The 26,058-nt window shown below is 62.8% G+C and carries 28 protein-coding genes and 1 pseudogene; 18 read left to right on the top strand and 11 right to left on the bottom strand.

What is annotated here, in order from left to right; all coding sequences use genetic code 11:
- Positions 1–41: 41 nt before the first annotated feature.
- On the bottom strand, positions 42–638 hold the full coding sequence (locus AYJ54_RS12665; RefSeq protein ID WP_063699233.1) for a hypothetical protein: 597 nt from the start codon (positions 636–638) through the stop codon (positions 42–44).
- Complete coding sequence (locus AYJ54_RS12660) at positions 635–1,333, bottom strand: alpha/beta fold hydrolase (RefSeq protein ID WP_347337212.1); 699 nt, start codon at positions 1,331–1,333, stop codon at positions 635–637. Before AYJ54_RS12660 ends, AYJ54_RS12665 begins: the two co-directional genes overlap by 4 nt.
- A gap of 357 nt (positions 1,334–1,690) precedes the next feature.
- Between AYJ54_RS12660 and AYJ54_RS12655 the strand changes: the two are divergent.
- The 4 genes and pseudogenes from AYJ54_RS12655 to AYJ54_RS12645 form a co-directional block, all read left to right on the top strand.
- Positions 1,691–2,604: pseudogene (locus AYJ54_RS12655) on the top strand (alpha/beta fold hydrolase); the annotation flags it as partial.
- Between the two features lie 101 nt (positions 2,605–2,705).
- Positions 2,706–3,056: a phasin gene (locus tag AYJ54_RS12650; protein ID WP_063699232.1), complete on the top strand. Its 351-nt coding sequence runs from the start codon at positions 2,706–2,708 to the stop codon at positions 3,054–3,056.
- Between the two features lie 120 nt (positions 3,057–3,176).
- Positions 3,177–3,353 (top strand): hypothetical protein, encoded by a 177-nt coding sequence (locus AYJ54_RS50645; protein ID WP_210184078.1) that lies wholly within the window; start codon positions 3,177–3,179, stop codon positions 3,351–3,353.
- A gap of 16 nt (positions 3,354–3,369) precedes the next feature.
- Positions 3,370–3,825, top strand: a complete 456-nt coding sequence (locus AYJ54_RS12645) for a potassium channel family protein (protein WP_063699231.1) — start codon at positions 3,370–3,372, stop codon at positions 3,823–3,825.
- A gap of 72 nt (positions 3,826–3,897) precedes the next feature.
- On the opposite strand, the gene AYJ54_RS12640 is transcribed toward AYJ54_RS12645, so the two are convergent.
- The gene (locus AYJ54_RS12640) at positions 3,898–4,581 is read right to left on the bottom strand and encodes a helix-turn-helix domain-containing protein (RefSeq protein WP_063699230.1); all 684 of its coding nucleotides are present in this window, start codon (positions 4,579–4,581) and stop codon (positions 3,898–3,900) included.
- A 319-nt stretch (positions 4,582–4,900) separates the two neighbouring features.
- On the opposite strand from AYJ54_RS12640, the gene AYJ54_RS12635 reads away from it, so the two are divergent.
- Both AYJ54_RS12635 and AYJ54_RS12630 read left to right on the top strand, forming a co-directional pair.
- Positions 4,901–5,524, top strand: coding sequence for a response regulator transcription factor (locus AYJ54_RS12635; RefSeq protein WP_063699229.1), 624 nt, complete (start codon positions 4,901–4,903; stop codon positions 5,522–5,524).
- A 195-nt stretch (positions 5,525–5,719) separates the two neighbouring features.
- Positions 5,720–6,088: a response regulator gene (locus AYJ54_RS12630; protein WP_082905634.1), complete on the top strand. Its 369-nt coding sequence runs from the start codon at positions 5,720–5,722 to the stop codon at positions 6,086–6,088.
- A gap of 15 nt (positions 6,089–6,103) precedes the next feature.
- On the opposite strand, the gene AYJ54_RS12625 is transcribed toward AYJ54_RS12630, so the two are convergent.
- From AYJ54_RS12625 to AYJ54_RS12615, 3 genes are read right to left on the bottom strand one after another with little or no spacing between them, the layout of a single operon-like run.
- Positions 6,104–6,688: an invasion associated locus B family protein gene (locus AYJ54_RS12625; RefSeq protein ID WP_063699228.1), complete on the bottom strand. Its 585-nt coding sequence runs from the start codon at positions 6,686–6,688 to the stop codon at positions 6,104–6,106.
- 22 nt (positions 6,689–6,710) lie between these two features.
- Positions 6,711–7,598 carry an alpha/beta hydrolase family protein gene (locus AYJ54_RS12620; RefSeq protein ID WP_063699273.1) on the bottom strand — a complete coding sequence of 296 codons (888 nt, stop codon included), beginning with the start codon at positions 7,596–7,598 and terminating at the stop codon, positions 6,711–6,713.
- An 11-nt stretch (positions 7,599–7,609) separates the two neighbouring features.
- Positions 7,610–9,298 (bottom strand): aspartate:alanine exchanger family transporter, encoded by a 1,689-nt coding sequence (locus AYJ54_RS12615; protein WP_063699227.1) that lies wholly within the window; start codon positions 9,296–9,298, stop codon positions 7,610–7,612.
- Between the two features lie 137 nt (positions 9,299–9,435).
- On the opposite strand from AYJ54_RS12615, the gene AYJ54_RS12610 reads away from it, so the two are divergent.
- From AYJ54_RS12610 to AYJ54_RS12600, 3 genes are all read left to right on the top strand, one after another.
- Positions 9,436–10,119, top strand: coding sequence for a YoaK family protein (locus AYJ54_RS12610; protein WP_063699226.1), 684 nt, complete (start codon positions 9,436–9,438; stop codon positions 10,117–10,119).
- Positions 10,116–11,819 carry a SulP family inorganic anion transporter gene (locus tag AYJ54_RS12605; protein WP_063699225.1) on the top strand — a complete coding sequence of 568 codons (1,704 nt, stop codon included), beginning with the start codon at positions 10,116–10,118 and terminating at the stop codon, positions 11,817–11,819. The genes AYJ54_RS12610 and AYJ54_RS12605 overlap by 4 nt, the downstream gene beginning before the upstream one ends.
- 195 nt (positions 11,820–12,014) lie before the next feature.
- Positions 12,015–12,449 carry a hypothetical protein gene (locus tag AYJ54_RS12600; protein WP_063699224.1) on the top strand — a complete coding sequence of 145 codons (435 nt, stop codon included), beginning with the start codon at positions 12,015–12,017 and terminating at the stop codon, positions 12,447–12,449.
- A gap of 43 nt (positions 12,450–12,492) precedes the next feature.
- Here the strand turns inward: AYJ54_RS12600 and ppk2 are convergent, their stop codons facing one another.
- Positions 12,493–13,293: a polyphosphate kinase 2 gene (gene ppk2, locus AYJ54_RS12595; protein WP_063699223.1), complete on the bottom strand. Its 801-nt coding sequence runs from the start codon at positions 13,291–13,293 to the stop codon at positions 12,493–12,495.
- Between the two features lie 37 nt (positions 13,294–13,330).
- The gene (locus tag AYJ54_RS12590; protein WP_063699222.1) at positions 13,331–13,786 is read right to left on the bottom strand and encodes a hypothetical protein; all 456 of its coding nucleotides are present in this window, start codon (positions 13,784–13,786) and stop codon (positions 13,331–13,333) included.
- 177 nt (positions 13,787–13,963) lie between these two features.
- Here AYJ54_RS12590 and AYJ54_RS12585 point away from each other — a divergent pair, with 177 nt between their 5' ends.
- The 4 genes from AYJ54_RS12585 (at position 13,964) to AYJ54_RS12570 (ending at position 18,025) form a co-directional block, all read left to right on the top strand.
- Positions 13,964–14,377, top strand: a complete 414-nt coding sequence (locus AYJ54_RS12585; protein WP_063699272.1) for a hypothetical protein — start codon at positions 13,964–13,966, stop codon at positions 14,375–14,377.
- The gene (locus AYJ54_RS12580; protein ID WP_063699221.1) at positions 14,370–15,602 is read left to right on the top strand and encodes an HlyD family secretion protein; all 1,233 of its coding nucleotides are present in this window, start codon (positions 14,370–14,372) and stop codon (positions 15,600–15,602) included. Before AYJ54_RS12585 ends, AYJ54_RS12580 begins: the two co-directional genes overlap by 8 nt.
- 25 nt (positions 15,603–15,627) lie before the next feature.
- A complete protein-coding gene (locus AYJ54_RS12575; RefSeq protein WP_063699220.1) occupies positions 15,628–16,041 on the top strand; it encodes a hypothetical protein in 414 nt (137 codons plus the stop codon).
- A gap of 82 nt (positions 16,042–16,123) precedes the next feature.
- A complete protein-coding gene (locus AYJ54_RS12570) occupies positions 16,124–18,025 on the top strand; it encodes a sensor histidine kinase (protein ID WP_063699219.1) in 1,902 nt (633 codons plus the stop codon).
- A gap of 21 nt (positions 18,026–18,046) precedes the next feature.
- Here AYJ54_RS12570 and AYJ54_RS12565 read toward each other — a convergent pair whose 3' ends face one another.
- Positions 18,047–18,298, bottom strand: coding sequence for a hypothetical protein (locus tag AYJ54_RS12565; protein WP_063699218.1), 252 nt, complete (start codon positions 18,296–18,298; stop codon positions 18,047–18,049).
- Between the two features lie 56 nt (positions 18,299–18,354).
- Here AYJ54_RS12565 and AYJ54_RS12560 point away from each other — a divergent pair, with 56 nt between their 5' ends.
- Genes AYJ54_RS12560 through AYJ54_RS12550 form a run of 3 tightly spaced genes read left to right on the top strand, consistent with a single transcriptional unit; the run spans position 18,355 to position 21,378 of the window.
- Positions 18,355–20,010, top strand: coding sequence for a DUF3300 domain-containing protein (locus AYJ54_RS12560; protein WP_063699217.1), 1,656 nt, complete (start codon positions 18,355–18,357; stop codon positions 20,008–20,010).
- Positions 20,007–20,924: a DUF2950 domain-containing protein gene (locus AYJ54_RS12555; RefSeq protein WP_063699216.1), complete on the top strand. Its 918-nt coding sequence runs from the start codon at positions 20,007–20,009 to the stop codon at positions 20,922–20,924. Before AYJ54_RS12560 ends, AYJ54_RS12555 begins: the two co-directional genes overlap by 4 nt.
- Complete coding sequence (locus tag AYJ54_RS12550) at positions 20,908–21,378, top strand: hypothetical protein (protein ID WP_063699215.1); 471 nt, start codon at positions 20,908–20,910, stop codon at positions 21,376–21,378. The genes AYJ54_RS12555 and AYJ54_RS12550 overlap by 17 nt, the downstream gene beginning before the upstream one ends.
- Before the next feature lie 881 nt (positions 21,379–22,259).
- Here AYJ54_RS12550 and AYJ54_RS12540 read toward each other — a convergent pair.
- Both AYJ54_RS12540 and AYJ54_RS12535 read right to left on the bottom strand, forming a co-directional pair.
- Positions 22,260–22,454: a hypothetical protein gene (locus tag AYJ54_RS12540; RefSeq protein WP_063699214.1), complete on the bottom strand. Its 195-nt coding sequence runs from the start codon at positions 22,452–22,454 to the stop codon at positions 22,260–22,262.
- Between the two features lie 552 nt (positions 22,455–23,006).
- Positions 23,007–23,279 (bottom strand): hypothetical protein, encoded by a 273-nt coding sequence (locus tag AYJ54_RS12535; protein WP_063699213.1) that lies wholly within the window; start codon positions 23,277–23,279, stop codon positions 23,007–23,009.
- Positions 23,280–24,601: 1,322 nt separating this feature from the next.
- Between AYJ54_RS12535 and AYJ54_RS50640 the strand changes: the two genes are divergently transcribed.
- Complete coding sequence (locus AYJ54_RS50640; protein WP_161491846.1) at positions 24,602–24,775, top strand: hypothetical protein; 174 nt, start codon at positions 24,602–24,604, stop codon at positions 24,773–24,775.
- Between the two features lie 1,043 nt (positions 24,776–25,818).
- Positions 25,819–26,040, top strand: a complete 222-nt coding sequence (locus tag AYJ54_RS12525; protein WP_136623651.1) for a hypothetical protein — start codon at positions 25,819–25,821, stop codon at positions 26,038–26,040.
- Positions 26,041–26,058: the final 18 nt, after the last annotated feature.

Below are 26,058 nucleotides of genomic sequence, written 5' to 3'. Positions count from 1 at the left end.
CGCAGCCGGCTGGCACCTTTGATCTGCGTCAAGGCTCCGCGTCATTCGCGAATGGCGATTCCGACGCTTTGGAGCATGTCGCGCCACAGCCTGCGCACCTCGGCGTGGCGCCGTTCAAGGGCGGAGTTGACGGCGTCGCGAAATGGCACGAAGTCGGGCCCCTTCAGCGACAGGATTTGCGCCTGGAGCAGGCGGCCGCTTTCGAACTCGATGCGGCGGAGCGCCATCGCGAACGGATCCTCGGGATTGGCTTCTGCCGGCAACAGTGTCGCCGGCCGGATACCGGCGTGAACGGCATGGGCGAGCGTCGCAAGGCCGGCCGCCACTGCCAGGGGCCAGTCGGAAATCTCGTAGACCGGCGCCGGAAACCAGGCGCTTTCCCAGGCCACGGTCATATAGCCCAGGCCGGGATCCGGCGCCCAACTCGTCGCGCGCATCAGCAGCGAGACGATTTCGGTCTCGCGGAAGAGCTGCGCGTTTAGCTCGGTCTGCCAGGCGGACTCGAGCTTTGTGGGCAAGGTGAATGCCGACTGTCGCGCCAGAGCGCCGTGGGCGGAGATGAGGAATGCGGCGATGCGCGTCTGCTGGAGCGGCGGCACACGTCCCTCGGAATCGAGTGGTCCGTAGAGCTCGTTCATTCGGGCGCCTCCGGCACGGGGATCGCGCGCAGATGATCGTAGCCGGCTGGAAACGGCGTGAGTGCGCGGCCAGCGTCTTCAGGGGCGATCCAGACGGCTCTGTTGCCTTGCCAGCGTCCCGCAAGAACGTCCTCCGCGAACCGCGCAAGAAGATCGGCCGTCAGTGCCGCCTTCTCGAGTGTGAAGGCGTGGTAGGCCCTCGGAATGATGACGAGCGAGCTGTTGGAAATATGGACGCGCAGCGTTTCGTGCAGGGCACGCGGCGTCAGGAAGTCGAACTCACCGTTCACGATCATGGTCGGCACGGTGATCGATGACAATTGCGGCGTCAACGGCTTGAAGTCGAGGAAGGATTCCATCAGGTTTTGAAGCGCATAGAGGTCATTGACGAGCCAGCGCTGCCGCTTGACGCTGTCGAGCTTGTCCAGCAGCGGCTTCAGCCATTGGTCCGACAGGTTCATCGGCAGCGGCAGGTCCTGCAGGTAGCCGGTACCGCCGAGGATCAAGCCCATCCGCAAGGCATTGCCGAGCAAAAGCAGCTGGGGCGAAAGCTCCGCAAAGCAGCTCATCGGCACGAGGCCGGATAGCCGACGGCGGTACTCAATGGCATAGTGTAAAGCGATCAGCCCGCCGAAGCTGATGCCGCTGAGGAAGACCGGACCGTTGCCGAGCTCGCCGATCAGGCGATGCAGCACGGCAACGTGGTCGTCCTGACTGATGAAAAGGGCAGGCTTGTCGGAGACGGCCCCGGCCGAGCAGGTCGAATGTCGCGACCCGAAAGTGCCGCGCCACCAAGGCGTCGCGATAGGCTCCCCAGAGCTCCGAATATTGCGTGAGACCGTTGACGAGCACATAGGCGGGCGCGTCCGCCGGTCCGTCGAGCTCATAGCGGATCCGATATGAGCCATGACTGAGGAAGGCATTGCGAGGACCGGCCAGCGTGGTGACGGCGCAATCCTCAATGCACGTGCGGGGATTCCATTGAGCTAAATCAAACCTCCGGAGAGTACGCTGCCTAGCGTTTCGCAAAACACTGCCAGGATGAGTCCACCATGACCGGGGGAAACGCGCTCAAGCATTGCTTCGTCAGCTTGATCTTGTTGCTGGTCGGCACCGCGCTTGCGGTTGCTCAGCCGTTCACGCGTCGCTCGTCGCAGATGCAGCATGACGGGCTGAAGAAGACCTACGAGATCGCCAACTTCCGTCTTGGCGGCAAGTACGATCTGTCCCATCCCTCCAAATGGGAGAATGGCGGCGAGGGCGGCGTGACGCTGGAATCGCTTGGCGGTGGCAAGCTGCGCACCTCGTACATCGCGATCGGCAAAGCGCGGCGCAATGCCAATGACGAGATCACGAACGCCGTCGTCATCAACTCCTACTATTCCGGCGACTCCACCGACATGTACGAGCAGTGGGTCAAGGGAGCTGCACTCTCGGGCGGCGTGCCCGTCATCGGGCCGGGCCGGCCGATCGACACCGATCGCTACTTCGTCATCATGGTCGACCCGCTCGGCACCTGGGGCGCCAGCAAGCCGTCCGACGGGTTAGGCGTGAAATTCCCGCAATACAGCTACTTCGACATGGTGCAGGCGAATTATCGCCCGCTGCGCGATCATCTGAAGGTTGCGCGCGTCGCGCTGGTTACCGGCGTCTCCATGGGCGGCACGCAGACCTATGTCTGGGGTGTGATGCATCCGGAATATATCGGCGCATTGATGCCGATCGGCGGCACCGCCCAGTCTGACGCCGGGGATCCTGTCGGCAACTGGACGTTCCAGATGATGACAGCTGCGATCGAGTCCGATCCCGTGTGGCAGGCCACAAATGGCGATTACTACAAGCTGCCCAAGGAGAAGCATCCCGTGCCGGGGGCGGCGTTCGGCTGGTCCATCCTTGGAATGACCGGGTACGATTTCGGTTTTCGCACGACCCAGGTTTCACCGCAGTCCAGCCCGAGATATTCTACATTCGATGAATCTCGAACTGCCGGCGCTCTATGCCGGCTATTTCGGTGCCTGGTTCGGGGGGCTTGCCGCGTAACCGCCAAATCCTGAAGGGAGAGACGTTATGGCAGAAGTCAATCCGTCCGCAGAGAACATGCGAACGATGCTGAGTGAGGCGCTCGGCCGCCTGCGAAAAGCGAATGCGGACTATTTCGAGCTGCTGGAGAAGGGTCTCAGTGCTTCGCCGTTGCCGATCGCGAACCAGGCCAGGGAACTTTGCAGCTTCATGCAGCGCAACGTCACCGCGACCTTTGACCTCGGCGACAAGCTCATTCAGGCCAAGGATGTACCGGAGGCGCTCAAGCTCCAGGGCGAGTTCTTCCAGGAACAGATGCGGGCGCTGACGGACCAGGCCAGGACCGTGGGCGAGTCGGCGATGAAGGCCGCAGGGGGCATGTTCGGTCCGAAGAGCTGAGACGTCGCGGGCGCGCCGCCGGATTGACGGGTAAGGGACCGGAAGCTTGTAGAGGGAGGCGTATCATGATCGGATATGCGATCCCTCTTATTGTTTGCAACAGTTCAAGAGAGGTCCGATATGGCTGAGACGAACAAGCTCTTCGTCGAGAAAGTTCTCGAAAAGATCCGCCGCGATGATCTGCGAGAATCAAAAACCGGGCAGCGCGACGAAAAGATGGAGGAACTCAAGAGCGAGATCCAGCGCATGAAGGCGCAGAGATCGCGCCTTGGACAGCCGCCCCGCAGGCGCGGCTGATATCTGGCCGGTCCTTATGCTGCTTCAGCTGGTTGTCGGCTCGCTCGTCAGCGCGATCAATATCGGAATCCACGCGCTGGTGACGGTCGTTGCAGTATGGATTGCCCGCAGCGCCGGCCTGCGGAAAACCGCACGACCAAGATTGCACCTGATGGGCGTGATGGTCGCGACGGCCGCGGTGCTGAACGTCGCGCACACGCTGGAAATCGTGATCTGGGCCTTGTCGTACCACATTGTTCAGGCGACAGCACCCGAGAGCGATCTGCTCTATTTTGCCTTCGTCAACTACACCACGCTCGGCTACGGCGACATCACGCCGGTGCGCGAATGGCGGCTCATCGGCCCGTTGACCGCTATGAATGGCGTCCTGCTATTCGGCTGGTCGGCGGCCATCCTGTTCGAGGTCTTGCGCAAGACGCTCGATCACCTCGGGCTGACCGACGCGCCCGGCTCCAGATCAGAATCGACGTGATAGGGGGCATGCGCTCCACCGGACGGGCTCATCCTGGGTAGTGCCTGGCGCCGCGGTCGCTGTTTCGTGGGTTCAAGACTGCAGGTCGAGGCTCCCAAGCTTGTGGCGGTCCAAGAGCACGATCTGCCGCTGGGTGTTACCGACAAAACCGAGGATGCCGAGCTCATGCAGCCGCGACAGGGCGCGCGAGACCGTTTCGAGCGTCAGGCCAAGATAGTCGGCGATGTCGCGCCGCGACATCGGGAGCGCCATGACCCCGCACGCGGTCAATCGCTTGTCCATCTCGAGCAGGAAGGCCGCGACCCGCTCCAGCGAGGTCTTGCGGCCGAGCAGCAGCATGTGGTCTTCCGCGTGCTGGAGATTGTTTGTGGTCATGCTGAGCAGATTCCTGGCAACCATGGCGTCGCTCTCGGCCACAATCTCGAGGCTTTGCCGTCTGACGAGGCGCACGGTCGTGTCGACGATCGCTTCTGTTGTGAACCGGTGCTCGCTGCCGTTCTCCAGTCCGAAGATGTCGCCAGTGAGGTGAAAGGCGCCGATCTGCCTGCGGCCGTCCGAAAGCAGCTTGTAGCTGCGCACTGCACCAGACTTGACCTGGTAGATATATTCGGCGGGCTCTTTCTCGCCGTAGATCTCGGTGCCCTTCTTGTAGGAAAATTCGCTTAAACTGACGAGCGCATTTGAATCGCTGGTCATGCCGAGGTCACGGAGGGAATTGGGACGCAGTGCGAAATCGGTTGTGATGCGAACGAACATAGGCCAACTCCTCAGCTCATCGCAGAATTGGTCGGTCAGAAGAAAGAAGGTCTCAGAGCAAGGAATGCGCCGCGCTGCCCCACTCCCGCCGAAGTTGGTTTACGACTAAGGCGGTATTCTCATCCATTGTCCCAAGGTTCATTGTACCAAAGGACAGCGGCGCGTGCGCCGGGCGTCTGTTGCGCGGATTGAGAAAATGTTGTCGGGCCCCGGATATTTCCTGTTGCGAAGGATATGTTTTGATATTCGAGCCTTTCGGCTTGACCCCGCCCGTTTCACGATTTCCGGTAGTGGCCGGTGATTCAGCAAGAGGTGACGCGTGCCCGGCCTTGTTCACGTGGTCGATGATGATGATTCCTTTCGGACGGCGATTGCGCGCCGGCTGAAGCTCGCCGGCTACGACGTCGCAACCTATGCGTCGGCGCAAGACCTGCTGGATGCCGCGCCTGACGACGCCCGGCCAGCATGCATCCTGCTCGACGTGCGGATACCGGGACTGAGCGGTCCCGACTTGCAGACCCGATTGATCGCATCGGGCTCGACGCTGCCGATCATATTCCTGACCGGACACGCGGACACGCCGACCACGGTGCAGGCCATCAAGGCCGGCGCGGAGGACTTCTTAACCAAGCCGATTTCCTCCGAGCAGTTGATCGACGCGATCGAGCGCGCGCTGGCGCGCCATGACACCGCGCGCGCCCAGCGCGGCAGGCTCGAGAGCTTCCGTGCCCATCTCGCCACGCTGACACAGCGCGAGCGGCAGGTGTTCGACCTCATCGTGCGCGGCAGGATCAACAAGCAGATCGCGCATGAGCTCGGCACGAGCGAACGCACGGTGAAAGCGCACCGCCACCAGGTGATGGACAAGATGCAGGTTCATTCGCTTGCGGAGCTCGTTTCGATCGCGGAACGGCTCGGGATAATCGATGCGAACGACCGTTAGATGCTGTGTCGTCGCGATGCAGTTTCCGCGATGTGACTGCCCCAAAGGACAATATCAGAGCGTGTTGACAGTGCGCCGCGCGCTGTGCGCAATAGCTTCACAGGCGTCCGGCCGGTGAAGCAGGCCACAGGTATCTCGTATTCGACTGCCGTCACCGCGCTCGCATTCGTCCATCTTTCGGGAAGGCCGACAATATTGCCGACGCGCGAGTCCGTTTTTGTCGTCGATGACGATCCGTCCATGCGGACTAGCATGAGCAGGCTGCTGCGCGAGCACGGCTTCGGGACCACGCTGTTCGAATCCGCAAGCGCCTTGCTCGATCACGGCCATTTCGACGAGGCGATCTGCATCGTCCTCGACATCAATCTCGATGGAAGGTCCGGCATCGATCTGCGGCAAAAGCTGGCGGAGGCAGGCGTCACCGCTCCGGTCATCTACATCACCGGGAATGACAGCGCGGCGAACCGTGCCGCCGCGATCGGGTCGGGATGCATCGCCTACCTGACCAAGCCTTTCACAGCGCAATCCCTGATTGAGTCGATCGCGCGGGCATCGGTGGCATAGCGCCACGAGGGACACTCATTCGTCGACATATTGCTCCAGCATCTTGGCCGGCGCGCCCTTGTGGACGGACGCAAATTGCGCCAGCGGTATCGAGGTCGCCAGTGCGAGCAGATTCGCATCGACGACCTCGAGGGTCAGCGTCTTCCCGGATTCCATCTCCCTGATGGCCTTGGGATCCGCAACATCGGCTGCGATGCAGGCATTGGTGAGGCACCAGCTATAGGGCACCCGATAGGGCTGGCCTTGATCCACAGTCAGCTTGGCAGGCTGCTGCAGATACATACCGACTGGCACGAACAATTGCAGCCGTGCCGTCGGCGCATCCTCGCGCTCGATCAGGTCGACGCGCACGGCCATCTGGCCGGTCGGGAATTTGCCGGTGATGGACGTCCGGCACAGTGTTGGCGCGCCGCCTGCCTTGAAGCAGAGCTTTTGCCAATCGCCGAAGGTGATGTCCTTGGCCTCGCGCTGGCTGCGCGTTGCGACCTCGGCCGGCTTATCGGCCTGCGCGGTCTTTCGTGCTGAAATGCCGGTTGATGTCGCGACCGCGGCAATTGCGAGGACCAGAAGGCCTGAGAGGCAATGACGAGCACTGAACATGATCTTGCCTCCAAACCCGGGGTTATTTCTGCGCGTCGAGAAACTTCGTCACCAGTGGCGACCACAGCGGGATCGCATCCGGCGAGCCAATGAAGAAATGGCCGTCGTTGCCGAACGGCGGCATCAGGTGATACTCGGCCCGGCCGCCGGCTGCGGTGAAGGCCTGATGCATGCGCTTCGACAGATCGGGACCGAAGAAGGTGTCGTTCTCGATGTAGATCCACAGCATCGGTACGCGCGAGGTGCGGCCGAAGTCGGCGGTGGCCGCGACCAGCTTGTCGGGTGCGCAATTGTTGTTGGGCTTGCCGCCGACGCGCCCGCCGCGGCCGGCGGCAAAGGTGATGATGGCCTTCACCTGAGGCGGGTTGACGCTCGACAGCGCGATCGAGGCCCAGCCGCCGGCGGACTGCCCGACCACGATCACGTCCTTCGGGATGATGCGCTTCTCAGCCGCCAGGTAGTCGATGATCCAGAGATCGACCTGCGCGACCGCAAGTCCCGCGTCGTGGAAATTGGGATTGGTACACCTGCCGACCTTGGAGAAGAACGGCCCGTAAATCGCGCGCTCGGGAATGTCGATGGCGGCGGCGCCATATCCGCTGCCGACCGGCGCCACCACGAGATAGCCGCGCTTTGCGAACCATTTGGCGGCGTCGCGGAATTCCACCAGAGGAAAGAAGCTGCGGTCGGTCGGGGTGAGCGAGACGCCGTGGTTCATGATCACGAGCGGGAAGGGGCCGTCGCCGACCGGGCGGACCAGATAGGCGAACATCGGTAAGGGCAGCGGCAGCGCCCAGATCTCCTCCTGGAGGCGGACTTCGTCCTCGGCGCGCGCCGGCGTGCCGAGAGTGGCAACGAGAAGCAGGGCGGTTGCGAGGGACCGGAGGATTGCAGTCAGCGGCGAGCGCATCGCGATCTCCTTCAAGCCGTGAACGTACGGGCCACCACGATCGGACCGAGTACAGTCAGCACAACGTTACCGACGGCGTAGGGTACGGCGACGCCGAGCACCGGCGTCTGGCTTCCGGCGACGTCGCAGGCGCCGGTGACGGCGGCATCGACCGTCATGGCGCCGGCCAGAGCACCGCAGGTCACGACCGGATTCATGCGCAGCACGTAGTATGCGAACAGCGTTCCCACCGTCATCGGGATCAGCGTGACGACGATACCCATGCCGACCAGCAGGAGACCGTGCGCCTGGATCGCCGACCAGGCGGCAAGGCCGTTGCCGAGCCCGATCGCCGCGATGAAGCCGCCAAGCCCGAGATCGCTCAGCGTCTGCTGCGCCGCCGGCGGCAGCGCGCCCATGGTCGGCTTGCGCGACCGCAACCAGCCGCAGACGATGCCCGCGATCAGCGCACCGCCTCCGCCGCCAAGCGCCCGCGCGACGGCGCCGACCTTGAAGTTTGCAAGGCCGGCAAGGAGACCGACGGCAATGCCGCCGGCAAGGAAGGCGATGTCGGTTCGATCGCCTGCATGCAGGGCGTGTCCGACCTGCGCCGTCGCCCGCGCGATATTGCTGGTACTGCCGACCAGCGTCATGACGTCGCCGATATAGACACGCGTGTCGGGGCCAAGTGGCACTTCGCGGCCCATGCGGGTGAGGGCACGGAGAAAGACGCCGCGCGCATTGTCGCCGACGATTTCGGCGACCTCCCTGATCGAGCGGCCGTGCAGCCTGCGGTTCTCGACGAGGACCTCGATCACGTTGCCGGGCAGGTTGCGCAGCAGCTCGTCGGCATCGATTTCTGTTCCGATGACCGGCTTTGCCGTAACAAGGCCGGCGGTTGGGCCGGTCAGGACGATGTCGTCGCCCGGCTCGAGCATGGTGTCCCGATGCGGCGCGATGTCGGCACCGCGGCGGACGATCCGCTCTACGACGGTCCGGTGGCCGATCTCCGCTTCGATCGCCTCGATCCTGCGGCCCGCCGCGGTCGAAACGCGATAGGCGCGGGCCTGGAATTTGCGATAGGACAAGTTCTCGGTCTTCGGCGGCGCGCCGCCGGCGAGCTGGACCTCAAGCTTCGCTGCCTCCATCTTCAGATCGACCTGCATCAGCCGTGGTGCGACGAACGGAACGAACAACAGTGTGAGGATGTAGCCGAGCACATAAGTCACGGCATAGCCGGCTGCGATGTTGGCTTCCTGCTGCTCCAGTGCAGCCTTCGGCAGGCCGAGCTGCGCCAGCGCGCCCGACGCGGTGCCGATCACGGACGACTGTGTCAGCGCGCCGGCGGTGAGGCCTGCGGCGGTCCCCGGATCGAGTTTGAACGAAGAGGCGAAGAAGAGCACAAGGGCGAGCCCGGTGCCTCCGATCACCAGCGCCAGGACAACCTGCGCCAGGGTCCGGAAGCGCAAGGAGGCGAAGAATTCCGGCCCGGACCGGTAGCCGATGGTGAAGACGAAGAGGCTGAACAGGATCGTCCTGAGTATCGGCGGGAAGGTGAAGTTGCCGAGTTGCCCGATCAGCACGGCGACGATCAGGATGCAGGTGGTGGTGCCGATCGAAATCCCGTGAATTCGCATGCGGCCGAGAATGGTGCCGATCGCAATCGCCAGCAGCAGGAAGATCTCCGGTGCGATGGTGATGATCCACCTGACGGTGTCCATGGGCGCATTTCCCCCGGCGCATTGCGGCGGATTTGATCTGCATGGACCGGGGATTGCTTGATCCAGATCAACCCTCGCTGGCGACCGGAAGTCGCCTATGAGCGGATGCTGCATCTGCGACAATCGACGCGCTGGACATGAGCTCTCTGGATATCGCCGCCGGTTCGTCCGTGCATCGTGACCAAACGGTCGAAGTGGTGCTCTTGCTTGCCTTCGCAGGAGGCTATCTCGATGCCTACACCTGGATGATTCACGGCGTGATGGCCAATGCCCAGACGGCGAACCTGGTCCTGCTCTGGGTTCACGGCATTGTGGGCGAGTGGGAAGAGGCGCTGCATTTCCTCGCGCCGATCCTCGCCTTTGCCGTGGGCATCGTCATCGCGGCATGGTTACGCCGCGTCACCGGCGAACGTACCCCCGCGATCAGCACGCTGATCGAGATCGTGCTTCTGGTCGCGATCGGCATTCTGCATAACCGCCTGCCGGACCTCGCGGGCACGCTGGGCATCTCGCTCGTCGCCGCGATGCAGCCTGCGGTCTTCACCAAGGTCGAGGGAGTGGCCTGCAGCACGGTGATGATTACCGGGAATATGCGTCAGGCGATCGAAGCGCTTTTCGCCGCGACGTTCGGAGGCCCCCAGCTCGGAACGCTTCGCCGCTCCGGCATACTCACGGCACTGTGCATTGCGTTCGGTCTCGGAGTGGCCGTGGGCGCCTTCGCCACCAAGAACATTCCCGATCTCGCGCTCGGCATTCCCGTGATCGCGCTGTTGATCGTGTTGCTGCGTTGCGAGGCTCCGCGCCAGGAGGAGCCGCGATGAGTGCACCCTCCGAGCCCGGCTGGACGCGGTTCTTTCCGCCGGCCGGCTGGCTCGCCGCCTATCGCCGCGAGTGGCTACCGTCCGACGCGATCGCCGGGATTACGCTCGCCGCTTACGCCATTCCGGTCTCGCTCGCCTATGCGGCGCTGGCAGGCCTGCCGCCGCAGGTCGGTGCATACGGCTACATGCTCGGCGGCATCGGCTATGCCTTGCTTGGGTCGTCGCGGCAGCTCGCAATCGGCCCGACCTCGGCGATCTCCTTGATGATCGCTGCCACCGTCGGCGCGCTTGCCGGCGGGGATACGGTGCGCTATGCGCAGATCGCAAGCCTTGCGGCCTTTGCCGTGGCGGTGCTGTGTTTCATCGCCTGGCTGTTCAGGCTCAGCGTGCTCGTTCGCCTCGTCAGCGACAGCATATTGGTCGGCTTCAAGGCCGGTGCCGGGCTCACCATCATCATGAGCCAGTTGCCGAGCCTCTTGGGCGTCGCCGGCGGCGGCCACAATTTCTTCGACCGCGCCATTAAGCTCGCTGGGCAGCTCGGGCATATCGACCCGCTTGTGCTGACGATCGGCGCGGTCGCGCTGCTGCTGCTCCTGCTCGGCGAGCGGCTTCTGCCGGGAAAGCCGGTCGGCATCACCATCGTGGCGCTGGCGATCCTGGTTGCAACGCTGCTTGGTCTTCCGGCCCTCGGTGTGCCCATTACCGGCAAGATACCGGAAGGGTTACCGGCGCTGGCGCTGCCGACATTCGGTCTCTTGGAGTTCGATGATCTCTTTCCGCTCGCCGCCGGATGCGTGCTGCTGGCCTATATCGAAGGTGTTTCGGCGGCGCGGAGCTTTGCCGCCAAGCATGGCTATCCGCTCGACGTGCGACAGGAGTTTCTCGGGCTGGGGGCCGCGAACCTCGCCGCCGCCTTCGGCCACGGCTATCCTGTCGCCGGCGGCCTGTCGCAATCGGCCGTCAATGACAGCGCGGGCGCGCGCACGCCGCTGGCTCTGGTGATCTGCTCGGTGACGCTCGGGCTCTGCCTTCTGTTCTTCACGGGGCTATTGACCAACCTTCCCAAGGCGGTGCTCGCGGCCATCGTCTTCGCCGCCGTCTACAGGCTGGTGGACATCCGCGCGCTGCTGCGGATGTGGCAGGTCAGCCGGCTCGACTTCTGCGCCGCGGCGATTGCCTTGGTGTCCGTGTTGCTGCTCGGCATCCTCCAGGGCGTCCTGCTGGCGTCGATCGCGTCGATCTTCCTGCTCCTGGCCCGCGCCTCGCAGCCGAACGTTGCGTTTCTCGGCCGGCTGCCCGGCAGCGGCCGCTACTCTGACAGCGCAAGGCACGAGGGCGTTGAGCCACTCGTGGGCGTCATCGCGTTCCGGCCAGAAGCCTCGCTGCTCTACATCAATGCCGAGCCGATCCTGGAGACAGTCCTGATTGCGCTCCGGAGGTCGCCGGGCATCCGGCTGGTGGCCTGCGACCTTTCGGCATCGCCGTATATCGATCTGGCCGGTGCGCGCATGCTGCACGACCTCTACGATGAGCTCGCCTCCCGCCACGTCACCTTCTGCATCGTCGGCGCGCATGCGCAGTTGCGCGACCTGTTGCGCGCCGAAGGGCTGGCAGAGAAGACCGACAGCGGCCAGTGGTTGCGATCGCTCGACAGCGTTCTCGGCGACGATCGAGTCAACATCGCGCAAGGAGGAGCCTGAGAGGGCAGGTTGCGACGGGAACGCTATCGCCGCGGCCGACGGTGCCATCCGAATGTGCGCAACCATTGACCTGGATCAACGCGCCCCCGACGTCGAACGCAGCATCTTTGCAAGGGATCGGGCAATGTCCAAGGATGCGTTCGCGATGATCCTTGCTCAACAATTTGCCGCTATAACCAGAAGGAAAGGAACGTCATGAGAAAACTTGCCACCGGTGCCGTCCTGGTCGCCTCGCTCGCGGCATTCGCCGGTCTTGCCACGCCATCGCGTGCCGACACCGGCCAGGTTGCCGTCGTCTTTACCAAGGGCGGCTTCGTCGTCGGCGTCGGTGGCGGCGAGGGCGTCCTGCTGTACAGGGGCAAGAAATATCCCTTCACGGTCTCCGGTATGAGCGTCGGCTTCACGATTGGCGCCTCGACCACCAAGTATGTCGGCCGCGCCCTCAACCTGAGGGGACCGCAATCGATTGAGGGTTCCTACGCGGTCGGCGGGGCAGGCGGCGCCGTCGCGGCGGGCGCAGGCGCTGTTCAGTTGCAGAACGGCAATGGCGTGATCTTGCAGCTCAGCGGTCCAAAGGTCGGCGCGGAAGTCTCGGCCGCAGTCGGCGGCGTCACAATCCGCTTGAAATAAGCGCGCTGCAAATCGGGCCGCGTCACCGCGGCCCGGTCGCTCCTCAGTACCGCTCGGCGACGAAGTTCATTCCGTTCAGGCTGGCCTGGTCGTTGTAGCGCCCCTTGTCGGAGCGCTTCGGCAGCTTGATCTTGTCTTTCTTGACGCGCTTGTAGGGGATCTCCCCCAGGATATGCGCGATGCAGTTCAGCCGCGCCCGGCGCTTGTCGTCGGAGCGGACGATGTACCATGGCGCCTCTTTCGTACTCGTCTCCTTCAGCATCAGATCGCGCGCCCGCGAATAGTCGTACCAGCGCCGGTAGGACTCCAGATCCATCGGGCTCAGTTTCCATTGCCGCACGGGATCGTCGATGCGGGCGTTGAAGCGGCGCTCCTGCTCGTCCATCCCGACCTCGAGCCAGATCTTGATCAGGATGATGCCGCCATCGATGGCGTATTGTTCCATCTGGGGGCACAGGTTCAGAAACCGCTCGTGCTCGGCGGGTGTGCAGAAGCCCATCACATATTCGACGCCGGCGCGGTTGTACCAGCTGCGGTCGAAGATCACGATCTCACCGCCTGCTGGAAATTGTTCCATGTAACGCTGGAAGAAGAGCTGGCTCTTTTCGCGGTCCGACGGCGCGGGCAGGGCGACCACGCGAAAGACGCGCGGGCTGACCTTTTCGGTGATCGCCTTGATCGTTCCGCCCTTGCCGGCCGCGTCCCGGCCCTCGAACAGGACGATGACCCGGAGCTTGTTTTCCCGCACATAGTCCTGAAGGTGGCACAATTCGACCTGAAGCTTCTCCAGCTCCTTCTCGTAGTCCTTGCGCTTCATCCGATCATTGGGCGCGTCCTTGGCCATGTCGATCCTCTCGCTGCATCAACCGGTCTTGCGGCGCTCAATCATCGCCCCAGGAAATGGTCACGCCGACATCGCCGGGCACGCCGCCCGGAAAATCGATGATCTGATAGGCGATGCGATAGCCGCGCGGTTTCAGATAGTCTGTCCAGAGCTGGAAGATCTCCTTGGGGATCCCGGTCAGCGTGTTCTCCCAGCCCTTTTCCTGCTGGTTGATGGCGCGCCCCCTGTCGGTGCACAGCGTGTTGGGGAAGCGATAGACCTGGACCTGGGTCAGGCCGTTGCGCACCGCGCGCTGGATGATGGTCGAGGCGAGCTGGATCTTCTCCTCCTCGCTCTTGCCGGACGGCTTGCTCAGCCGTTCGATCAGGGCGTGTTTCTCGGCTTCGGCGGCGGCTGCGAGACGGGCATATTCCTCGGCCCTCTCGGCCTCCTTGAGAGCAGCCTCTTTGCGGATATTGGCGGCATTGGGAATGAGATCATCAAGGCCGGGCATGACTGCGGCTCCTGCATGGTTGTGCAATCGGCGTTCGTGGAAGGCTAGGTCGGGCAGGGGGCATTCCCTTGATTCAAATCAAGCAAACCCGGGGCTCTGTTGCCCACAATGCCGCACGAGCCTCCATGGGCCAAATTCCTGAGTTGGGAGAGTTCGTTGAACGATCAGCTTCATCCGATGGCGCCGCATCATCTCCCCTTCTACCTCGCGCCGGGAAGTGGGACCGACACGCTGATGGTGGTGATGGGAGTGTTCCTGATCGGCACCGTGCTCTGGGTCGGCACGCTCTATTGGAAGCTGCACAGCCTTCCGGAACGGATGGCGCACAAGTCGCAAAAGCTGCAATTCGAGTTCGTCGCGGTCCTCGGCCTGATCTCGCTCTTCACGCACATGCACATCTTCTGGGTCGCGGGCCTGCTGCTCGCGCTCATCGACATCCCCGATTTCGGCACGCCGCTGCGCAGCATCGCCGATTCCGTCGAGAAGATCGCCGACGCAACGCCCGGAGAGGAGGGAGAGGTGCCGCCGGCAAGCCCACCCCCCGCGGACAAGCCGGGGACCGTGAGGGAGAAGGAGCACAGCCATGCTTGAGCTCATGATCTGCTCCCTCGTGACGATTGTGCCGGACTACCTCTATCGCCGTTACGTCCAGGGCAAGCGGCTTGGCAAGGAGATCACCTTCTTCTCGGTCTGGTACGAGCTGCGCTGGGGCATCACCGGCTGCCTGATGCTGACGGTGTCGCTGATCACCATGATCTTCTACTTCCATCCGTCGACGTCGTCGGCAACGCTGTACTACCGCACGGTGCCAATCCTGCCCGAGGGGTCCGGCCGTGTGGCCGAAGTCAAAATCGGCATCAGCGCGCCGGTGAAGAAAGGCGACGTGCTGTTTACGCTGGACAACTCGAAGCAGCAGGCCGCGCTTGAAACCGCGAAGCGGAAGGTTTCCGAGGTCGACGCGGCCATGCAGACCGCACAGGCCGATGTGGTCAAGGCCGAGGCGCAGATCGGGGAGGCGAAGGCCAATTATCAGCAGGCCAAGGACGAACTCGACGTCAAGAAGGAGCTCCAGCGCCGCAACCCTGGCATCGTTCCGCAGCGAGACATCGAAAAGCTTCAGGTGCTGGTCGATCAGCGCCAGGCCGGCATTGATGGCGCAAATGCTGCCAAACAGGCCGCGAGCCTGCAGGTATCGACGCTGTTGCCGGCCCAAAAGGCCAGCGCCGAAGCGGCGCTCGACCAGGCTCAGGTCGATCTCGACAAGACCATCGTCCGCGCCGGCGTCGACGGGCGGGTCGAGCAGTTCCTGGTGCGCCCCGGCGACGTCGTCAACCAGCTGATGCGCCCCGCAGGCGTTCTCATTCCGGAAGGCGCGGGCCGCAAGGTGCTTCAGGCGGGCTTTGGCCAGATCGAGGCGCAGGTGATGCAGACGGGCATGGTCGCCGAGGCGACCTGCATCTCAAAACCCTGGGTCATCATCCCGATGGTGATCACGACAGTGCAGGACTACATCGCCGCCGGACAGTTCCGCACCGGCGAGCAGCTGCTCGAGGCGCAGAACGCCGTTCGCCCCGGCACCATCCTGGTGTTCCTGGAGCCGCTCTACCAGGGCGGCCTCGACGGCGTGACGCCCGGCAGCAGCTGCATCGTCAATGCCTACACCAGCAATCACGAAGAGATCTCGGCCAAGGACACCCCGACCAGCCGGAAGATTGCGCTGCACGTCGTCGACGGCGTCGGCCTCGTGCATGCGCTCCTGCTGCGCATCCAGGCGCTGTTGCTGCCGATCCAGACGCTGGTGCTGAGCGGCCATTGAGTACGCGCGAGGGAAGGGATCAGAGATGGATTTACGGAAGGTAATCGCGCTGAGCGCACTGCTGCTTGCATCGCCGGCTGTCACGGCCAGTCGCGCCGATGCGCTCGATCTCAACGGCGCCTGGGCGAGCGATGCCGACAATTGTGCAAAGGTGTTCGTACGCCAGGGTGTGCAGCTCGGCTTCGCGGACATGTCGGATGTCTATGGCGGCGGCTTCATCATCGATGGCGACCAGATCATCGGCAAGTTCGCACGCTGCCGGATCAAGGCGAGGAAGGATGCCGGCCCGAACGTCAATCTGATCGCCGCCTGCGCGACCGACATCATGCTCTCCAGCGTTCAGTTCAGCCTGAAGGAGCTGGATGCCAATAGTCTCGTCCGCCTGTTCCCGGGCATGGAGGACATGGAAATCCGCTATCACCGCTGTCCGGCGACATAGCGACGGGCCGCGGGTTGTCGGCACTCGGCAATTCCCGCTAGAATTTGCCCCGAGCGGCCATTGGAAGCCGCCGAGGAGGAGCATGAGCGGGCCCATGACCATTGCGTCGGTCAGGCCGTGGCCGGTCGCGGCCGCGCTGCTGTGCCTCGGCCTGTGGCTCTCTGCGTGTATGCTGTCCGGGCGCGCGCGCGCCGCCGAGCCGGGCGCCGCCACGCGCAGCGAGCCCAAGCGCGTGCTGGTGCTGCATTCCTTCGGCCGCGAGTTTCGGCCCTGGAGCGAATTTGCGCGCAGCATCAAGGCCGAGCTCGAGCGGCGATCGCCTTGGCCGCTCGATATACAGGAGCACACGCTGCTGACCGCGCGCTTCAACAATCCGGGTCCGGAAGCGCCTTTCGTCGAGTATCTTGGCTCGCTGTACCAGGGCGCGCTGCCCGACATCGTGCTGAGCATCGGCGCACCCGCGGCGCGGTTCGTGCAGAGATATCGGGGAAAGCTGTTTCCCGGTACGCCGATGGTGCTGACCGTGGTCGAGCAGCGGCTGGTGAACCGCGCCGATCTCACTGATAACGACGTCGTCGTGGCGGTCCGCAACGATTTCTTGGCCGCGTTCGACAACATTCTCCAGCTTCTGCCGGACACCAGGACGGTCGCCATCGTGGTCGGCGCCTCGCCGCTCGAGAAGTTCTGGAGCGACGAGGTGAAGCGGGAGCTGAGGCCGCTGGAGGGCCGGCTCGACCTCGTCTGGTTTTCGGACCTGTCGTTCGACGAGATCCTGAAGCGCGCATCGGATCTTCCGCCGCACACGGTGCTGTTCTGGGGTTTGATGTCGGTCGATGCCGCGGGCATCGTCCACGAGGGCGATATCGCCTTGCGCAGACTGCATGCGGTCGCGAATGCGCCGATCTTTTCCTATCAGGAGCCCTTCTTCGGCGGCAGTACCGTCGGCGGTCCGATGCATTCGGTCGCCGAAACCAGTTCGAAGACCGTCGATGCCGCCATCCGCATCCTCGGCGGCGAGAAGCCGTCCAACATGAAATTCGAGCCGATCGGATTCGGGTCCCCGAAGTATGATTGGCGGGAACTCCGGCGTTGGGGCATCAGTGAAAGCAATTTGCCACCGGGCAGTGAGATCCTGTTTCGTGAGCCGCCCATCTGGGAAAGCTATCGCTGGCAGATGCTGCTGATCATGGCCGTCATCCTCGTGCAGGCCGGCCTCATCAGCGGACTGCTGCACGAGCGCCACGGCCGTCAGGTGGCGGAAGTCGAATCGCGCCAGCGCCTCGCCGAGCTCGCCCACGTCAACCGCTATTCGGCCGTCGGCGAGTTGACGACATCGATCGCGCATGAACTGAACCAGCCGCTCGGCTCGATCCTCACCAATACGGAGACGGCGGAGCTCATGCTGAAAGCCGCCTCGCCGGATCTCGACGAGATCCGGCATATCCTCGCCGATATCAGGCGCGACGATCAGCGGGCGAGTGAGGTGATCCGGCGGCTGCGCAGCGTCTTGAAGAAGACGCCGTTCGAGGCCAGGGACATCGAGCTCAACGACACGGTGGGTGAGGCGATCGGCCTGGTCCGGGCGGTTGCTGACGGGCGCCGCGTCGCGCTGACATACACGCCGGCGATTGCCGAGCTGCATGTCAAAGGCGATCCGGTCCAGCTCCAGCAGATCGTCCTCAATCTGATCATCAATGCGATGGACGCGATCTCCGATGCGGAGATGGTGAAGCGTGAGGTCGCCGTGTCGACGCGGCTGTCCGGCCGCCAGGCGCAGATCAGGATTGCGGACACCGGCCCCGGCATCGCGGCCGGGGATCTCGCGAAGGTGTTCGATCCCTTCTTCACCACCAAGCCACAAGGCATGGGCATGGGGCTCGCGATAGCCAAGACCATCGTCGAGGCTCATCACGGCACCATCGCCGCTGCGAACCAGCCGGCGGGCGGCGCCCTGTTCACGATCAAGCTCCCGATCCTCCGCTGACGGCAGGTATCTTGATCTTGATCAAACCCCTCGGTCCGGCGAGGCCGTTTCCTTTCGCGGTTGCGTGATAACCGCGAGTGGCAGCGAGCACAGTCGGGAGCAGTAGGCGGTCATGAGACGCCGTGAGTTCATTTCCCTGGTCGGCGCCGCGGCCGCGTTCACCCCGGCGCACAGATGCGCGTCGATGCCTTTCAGCAAGCCGAGTTGATCGAATGACGCCTCGCTCTCGCGTTGCAACAGAGCGAGCGCGCCCCGTTCGTTGATCTTGATCAACGAACGTCCGTGCTCCGGCCCGATCTTCCCGCAAGGAAAGTCCAAGGGAGGGTGTGATGTTTCGCTGCGGCAAGACCCTGATGGCGCTTGCGCTGGTGGTGGCGGTCCCGGTCGCCGCAACGGCGCAGACCACCGACAAGCCGGCGGCCCCGAGCACGCAGGCGCAGCCGGCAAGCCCGCCGGCGCCGGCTGCCGAGCTTCTGAAGCCCGAGCAACTCGAGGCGTTGGTCGCGCCGATCGCACTTTATCCCGACGAGCTCCTTGCCAACGTGCTGGCCGCTTCGACCTATCCGCTCGAGGTGGTGCAGGCCGACCGCTGGCTGAAGGAGCGCAAGAATCTGAAGGGCGATGCGCTCAAGGTCGAGGTCGAGAAGCAGGCCTGGGACGACAGCGTCAAGGCGCTCGCCAGCACGGCCGACGTCCTGGCGATGATGAGCGACAAGCTCGAATGGACCAAGAATTTGGGCGACGCCTTTCTCGCGCAACAGCCGGACGTGATGGATGCGATCCAGCGCCTGCGCAACAAGGCCTATGACAACAAGAAGCTGGTGACGACCAAGCAGCAGAAGGTCAGCATTCAGACGCAGGACAACAAGCAGGTCGTGGTCATCCAGCAGGCCGATCCCGGGACGCTGTACGTTCCATATTACGATCCGGCCACGGTTTATGGCACCTGGCCCTATGCGGACTATCCGCCGTATTACGTCGGCTATCCCTCCTATATCGGAGCGGGCGTAGTTGCAGCCGGCCTCGCCTTCGGCACCGCCTGGGCGATCGGCCGCTGGGGCAATTACTGGGGCGGCGGCTGCAATTGGGGCAACCGCAACGTCTACGTCAATCACCGGACCACCAACATTGGAAACGGCTGGCAGCACAATCCGGCGCATCGCCAGGGCGTGCGCTACAACAACGTCAATGTTCAGCAGCGCTTCGGCAACAACAACATCAAGGCCGGCGCCGCCGACCGGATGGAGTTTCGCGGCCGCGACGGCCAGCAGGTGCTGCGTCCGAACCAGGGCGCCGGAGATCGGGCCGGTGATCGCGCGGGCGACCGGGCGGGAGATCGTGCGGGAGCCGGTGATCGCGCAGGCTCGCGGGATCGGCCTGGCGGCGGCGACAGAGCCAATGCCGGCAATCGCGCCAAGGGTGCCGGCAATCGCGCCAAGGGTGCCGGCAATCGCGCCAAGGGCGGCGGCGATCGTGCAGCCAACCGCGCGGGCGGCGGCGCGGGCAACCGTGGCGGCAATCGCGGCGGAGCCATGAACGTTTCATCCGGCCGTGCGGCGGCCGCGGCATCGGCGCGCGGCCGCGCAAGTATGGCAAGCATGCCGCGTGGTGGCGGCGGTCCGAGCTTTGCCGGACGCGGCGGCGGTGGCGGCATGGCCATGCGCGGTGGTGGCGGAGGCGGGGGAGGCGGTTTCCGCGGCGGCGGTGGTGGTGGACGGCGCTCCGACATCGCGCTGAAGCACGACGTCGTGTTGCTCGGCCATCTCACCAACGGGCTCGGCTATTACCGCTTCTCTTACATCGGCGGCCGCAAGGCCTATGTCGGCGTCATCGCGCAGGAGGTCGAGCGCGTCATGCCGGAGGCGGTGACCCGCGGCAGCGATGGTTACTTGCGGGTCTCCTACGAGAAGCTCGGACTGAAATTCCGCACCTACCGCGATTGGCTCGCCGGCGGCGCGAAGATCCCAGCGGAGGTGTCGCCATGATCGGTCTGAAGTCGCTTCGATGTTTGGCCTTGGTCAGTCTCGTGGCGCTGGCGTTGCCTGGTTCGGCCTCGCAGGCGCAGGAGTCCTACAAGACACCGGAGGACGCAGCTACTGCGCTCGCCGCCGCGGTCAAGAGCGGCCCGAGCGATATCCTGAAAGTGCTCGGCAGGGCCGCCGAGGACATCGTGTCCTCCGGCGATGAGGTCGCCGATGCCGACATCCGCCAGCGTTTCCTCTCGATGTACGATGCGAAGCATTCGATCAAGGCGGAGGGCAACAAGACCGCGACGCTGATGCTGGGGCCGGACGACTTCCCGTTCCCGATTCCGCTGATCAATACCAAGAGCGGCTGGGCGTTCGATACGGACGAGGGACGAAAGGAGGTGCTGTATCGCCGCATCGGCCGCAACGAGCTCGACGCGATCCAGACCGCGCTCGCCTATGTCGATGCGCAGAACGAATATGCCGAGAAGGATCGCGGCGAAGGCGTAGGCGTCTACGCACAGCGCATCGTCTCTTCGCCCGGCAAGAAGGATGGCCTGTTCTGGCGCGACGACAACGATCCGAGCCCGCTTGGTGCGCTGGCAGCCGAAGCCTCGAAGGAGGGCTATAGGCCCGGTGACGGGGAACCGGCGCCATATCATGGATACTACTTCCGTATCCTGAAAGGGCAGGGCCCCGATGCACCCGGCGGCGCGCTCAACTATGTCGTCAAGGGCAAAATGATCGGCGGCTATGGATTGATTGCGTGGCCTGCGGAATACGGCAACTCCGGCGTCATGACCTTCCTGGTCAATCATGCCGGCACCGTCTACCAGAAGGATCTGGGCAAGCGGACCGAATTCATTGCACAGCGTACGGCGCTGTTCGATCCGGATCAGACCTGGAAGAAAGTCGATGCCGCAAAACCCTGAAGGGCGAGCTGCGTTGCGCCTGCGCGCAGGCCGCCTGATCGCGATTGTGCTCCTGGGACTGGCGCTCGCCGCGCCGGTTACGCTTTCCTTCGCGCAGGCCGCCGGCCATGTCCGCGTCAAGATCGTCAAGGCCGGCCTCCTGGTTGGCGGCGGCGCCGGCAGCGGCGTTTTGACCTACCGCGGCAAGACCTATCCGTTCAAGATCTCCGGCATGAGCTTCGGCATCACGCTGGGAGCCACGGTCGGCCGGCTCGACGGCTGGGCATCGGGCATTCGCGAGGTCAGTGATTTCGCCGGCACCTACAGCTCCGTCGGCGGCGGCTTCGCCCTGGTCGGTGGCGTCAACGGCGTCCACCTGCGCAACGAGAAGGGCGTGACGATCGTGCTGCAAGGCCCGAAGGCGGGCCTGGAGCTTGCGGCCAATATCAGCCACATCGCGATCTCGCTGAGGTGATCTTGCAAGAGGTCCGAGAGCCTGCCGCCACTGGCGCTACGGATAATCCGGGCGCCGGCAGCCCGCACTGTACGGTTCGACCGCCCGCGATCGGCACACCTCGCGCAGCGCTTTGCTCAAAATGAAACTTCGTCCTCCGCTGGACCAGTCAGGATCAGCATCACGCGTTCGGCTTGTTCCCTCGTGAGCCTGGCTGCGTAGTCTGTCCCAATCAGTGCTGGACCCTTGCGTTCTCGGTCGTAGACCATCCAACCGATGCCTCCCATCCGAATGACAAATCTGCTCTGCAAGGATGCTCTGTCACTCAAGGGGGCCCCCTGATTGCTTGCCGCGAGGTGCGACGATAGGCTCACCAATCTCTCAACTTGCATGCGCCTATCTGAATCGCTGGGCGGTCGGTGAAAACGCGGGTCCTGAGAAAAAAGGGCCGCCTTGCGGCGGCACTCAAGAGTCTGTTGACGCCGATCAAAAAACTTAGGTTCGAAAATCCAGCCCCGGGATGAAAACAACTAAGGGATAGAAACCATCTGCCCGGTGCAGCAATGTAAGCAGGGCAATGTTGCAGGAATATTTCGAGGAATCGAATCCTCGCCAGGGATTCTGGACTGATTGGCTTGCTTTGATGGGGCGTCGAAATGAAAAAGACCGCCAACTAAGGCGCCGGCAAGCTCCCCGCCCGGTCTGGTGGTCTAGGCCGTCGAATGGACGGGGAGCTCTTGCGCCGGTCCCCCGTCGCATGACCACGCTAAGAAGATCACATGACAATCATGTGAAAAAATCCGCGCCTGCTTGGTGGATGTTCAACTTATCCAAAGGGATGTGGAGTTCTGCGGCGCGCTCCTCGCGTTGGTTCTTGCTGACTGACGGGCCGAAGCGCGCGCCTACCTGCGTAAATCCGGGACCGCGGCGGCGGATACATCTGCCTCCTCAGCTCTCCATGTAGTCAGGTCGCCCGGGAGCGCGACCGGATCGCTGTCGACTTGCTTGTTTCGACTAAGCCCAAGGCCGATGAGCCCGGCAATCACCAACCCGCTGCCAACAATCATCAACCAGTGCGGCAATTCCAAAGCGAGCATTGCAGTCTCCCACTGAAAGGAGCGACTTGCGCAAACTTGCCCCAAGCTCGAAACGAATTACCTTTAACGACGTGAATTATCGTTCTTTGAGCAGCCGCGGGCAATACCCCCGAAGGGAGGTAACCTTGTAACCAAATCGGTGACGGCGATTGGTGGCCAGAGCCTAGAAACGCCTTGCCGAGCCTGTTTGGCACCAGAGCGATGGCAGTGCTTCGACCCATTGAGGAGTCGGGAACAACCAGCAATTTTGCGTGTTGCTGGCTTGCTCCGGTCACCGGGCCCGTTGTGCGGGTCTGGAGCTGGTACCCTAAGGCCCCAGCCGCCGCCAACCGCTGGGGCCACTTTCTTTCGCCAATGCAGAGAGGCCGCCCGGAGTCACGGAAAGCTACCGAGACTGGCCGAGGCCGCCGTAACAAATGCGAATCCGATCGGGAAAATAGGCAAATCCCGGATTTCTGGTGTGTACAAAAGTGCACATACCGAAGTCCTCGGCGGCTCTAACCTCGATGCGCTTGGCGCATTCCGCCAAGCAACCTCCAACGGCCCCGGCATTTAGGGTTGTGCCGGGGCCGTTTCGATGTCGTCAGCGATCAACCGGACATAGGTCCCGCTCTCGTGCAACATCAGCCAGCCGCGTTCGACCGCATGCTTTATGCCGGCGCCGAACTCCTCGCCGCTGCCTTTGAGCTTGTAGAGGAAGGGCGCGTTGATCTTTTCGATGTGAATCCGGCCGTCCTGAACAGGCTCGATGCTCTTTGCGAGTTCGATGAGCTTGCGCGCCGCTGCTTCAGGGTTGGCGAAAGGACGTTCAATGGTCAGTTTCATCGCAGGAATCAAAATCTGTAGCCCATGCTTGATGACGCAGCTCGCCTGGGCATGTCATGCCAATTGGGTACGATGTTCACAGATCCTGCAGCCCCGCACTCTGAACAGACCAGGCACCAACCGACACGCGACCACGGCTGATCCTGCGGAAACCGGTCCAGTCTAAAATCTACCGCGTGCTTGCAGCGGCCGTTCAGGCACTGGATGTTGCAGGTCACATGTCCGCTCGCGACCCACCCGGCGGGACTGCCTGGCGGGAAGTGTCCCGCCCATTTCGTGTATCTACGACGAGAGCGCATGGCGCCATCAAAGCGGCGACGTAAGCAGCTCGCAAATTATCGATTCCTCGTAGGTCAGATCGGCGGCGAGCGACTACGGCTCGTGGGTGTGGATAACCACCCATCGATCTCGTGCGGTTCTACTCGCCAGGAGGGTGAGACGCCGTCGGCTGTCCGGGCTGTAACGCGGTAACGGCGCTTGCGCAGCTTGGCTGCCAAGTTTTTTGCGCCATCTTCGTCACGACACTCGATTAAAAAATTACCGTAAGAAACAACCCAATTCTTTCGCCGACGCTCCTGCTTGCGTCGCGTTGAATGCTCCATCTTAGGGACCTTGTGAGTCCCCAGTCCCGCTGAAGTATCGGCGAGTTATCGTTAACAAATCCTATTCGATCCTGGGCTCGTGCAGCTGAGCCTTTGCGTCGATCAGCAGCAATCCCGACGCAGCAAGTGCGAGCAGGGCGCGGCGTTCACGATCACCGCCAGGGCGAGCGCCGCGTAAGCAATCATCGCAATGCTAAAACAGATGCGTGCTGCGATCGAATACGATTGGAAATGTGGCTGATCGATCGTGCTACGCCTCGTCTCTCTCGCGGGAGCGCAGCCGGCATTTTCGTCGCCGATGGATGTCGTGGTGCATGCGGCGATGGAGCTAATGGAATTCCGTCTGCGTGGCGCAAATTATGACGGGAGTGTCGTACGCCACTGACGCGACACCGCTGCGTTTTACCGGAGTCACAAAATTTGAGGTAAAACCGCGAGAGTTTTAGGTGCCCTGCTACCAATAAGGCACAGCCGGCATGTTCTAGGCAGACAAAAGGAGGCTTATAAGGACAGAATGTCGCAGTAGGGGGTGAAGTGAGGCGAGCCATGGGGAGCATTGGTGCGCTCTTCTACTGGTTGATGGAGGCGGCCCTCTTCCTTGTGATTCTTCTTGTCGTGACGCTGGCTGCATAGGGGATGCTTTGGTTCTTCCGAGGCATGTATTGGGCATACACGAGCTCACGGCTGAAAAGCGGAAACCTGCGAGTCGATCTTGAGTCTATGAACGAGATTGAACGAGCTCTGGTGGGATGGTTCGAAGCCTCCGGCTATCAGGTCAAGCATGATGGCCACCAGTGGTTTGCCTGGGTCGACGACAAAGTGTTGCCGTTGACGGAGATTGCGGTTGCCATCTTTCAGGAGCAGACACCCTCCCATCGACCGGCTCGGCCCTGAGGATGTAAGCCAATCTAGCTCATCGCTGGAATCGCAACCGATAGCCCTGCTTGGGCGCGGCTCCCCAGGTCAATCGCTGCACCGCTGAGTGCCAGCATATGAGCGAATGCAGGTCGAGTAATTTGATGGCCTGATCATCGCTGATCGGGGGGTGGGCAATTGGGAGAAGAATCGTCGAAGGAGAAGGCATCGTTACAGAAGAGATACCTCGTTCGGATGGGAGGTCTTGGCTGGATGGTCTATGACCGGGAACGTAGGGGCCCCGCGCTCATCGGCGATAACTTCGTAGCGAATCTGACGAAGGAACAAGCCGAACGGGTGCATCGAATTTTGACCGGTTCGACGAACGATGAGTCTTAGCTCGTCGCCAGTTGGTGCATTCCTGTTGCGGTTGCAGAGGCCAGTTTGACGGTCATACTTGAACGAGCCTCGATCGGTACCACCGAGGCGCCGCGCTGTTTCCGGCTTTGCTATCTCGGATTACCCCCTCGACCGCCTCATTGAGTAATAGTCAGGTCCAGAAAATCTCATACAATTTCGCGGCTGCTCCACGGCAGCCGTTCCTCTGGTTGATCGCGGGCGCCAGCCGCTGCACTGGAAATCAGCCCCTTCAGAGCGGCGGCCTGCGATCCTGGTTTGAACTGAATCACCTCACTGCCATTGGGACGAGGCGCCATGAAGAACATGAGGCGCCTAGCCAAGAAGCTTCGTACCGCGTCCGCCAGATGCGCTGTGGTCCGCGATCTCGCGACGGACCCGACGAAGCGCCAATTGTTCGCGGAAATAAGCGAGAAACTGGACGCGCTAGCGAAGGAGGTCGAGGACGCTATCGCGGCAAAAAAAGCTTAGGCGGCGCTGAATAGGCACCTCCTGGGAATCGGGCGGGCCGCCTCTTCTCAACCGATATGCGCGGGAACACCTTGAAGCGCGAACACACTTCTATCGATCTCAAAGAGCTTTGATCTAGCTCAATTCGCTCAAGCGGGAAGAAGTAGCAATTCAACAAGGGTAGGGTCTTGTGCTCAAGGATGGCAGGAAAACCGATGTGCGAGAAAGAACAAACGGTCACGGTAACGGTAGCGTCCATCGCAGCATTGGCAATGAGCCAAATTGGCCTGCTTAAGTTGGTGGAAATCGGCCTTCTTTCAAAGGATGAAGCGGGAGTCGTTCTTCGGCAGTTGGCCGAACCGCACCTAGGTGGTGGACCGGCCAGTCAGGCGGCAGCGACGATCCTGATGCAGCTGGCTGAAAGTCTCGCTGGGTGAGTGGCGGCTCTTGACGAC

It is taken from the genome of Bradyrhizobium centrolobii (assembly GCF_001641635.1).
Taxonomy (GTDB): domain Bacteria; phylum Pseudomonadota; class Alphaproteobacteria; order Rhizobiales; family Xanthobacteraceae; genus Bradyrhizobium; species Bradyrhizobium centrolobii.
The sequence above is the reverse complement of the archived record's forward strand: the minus strand, read 5'-3'. Positions and strand labels throughout refer to the sequence as shown.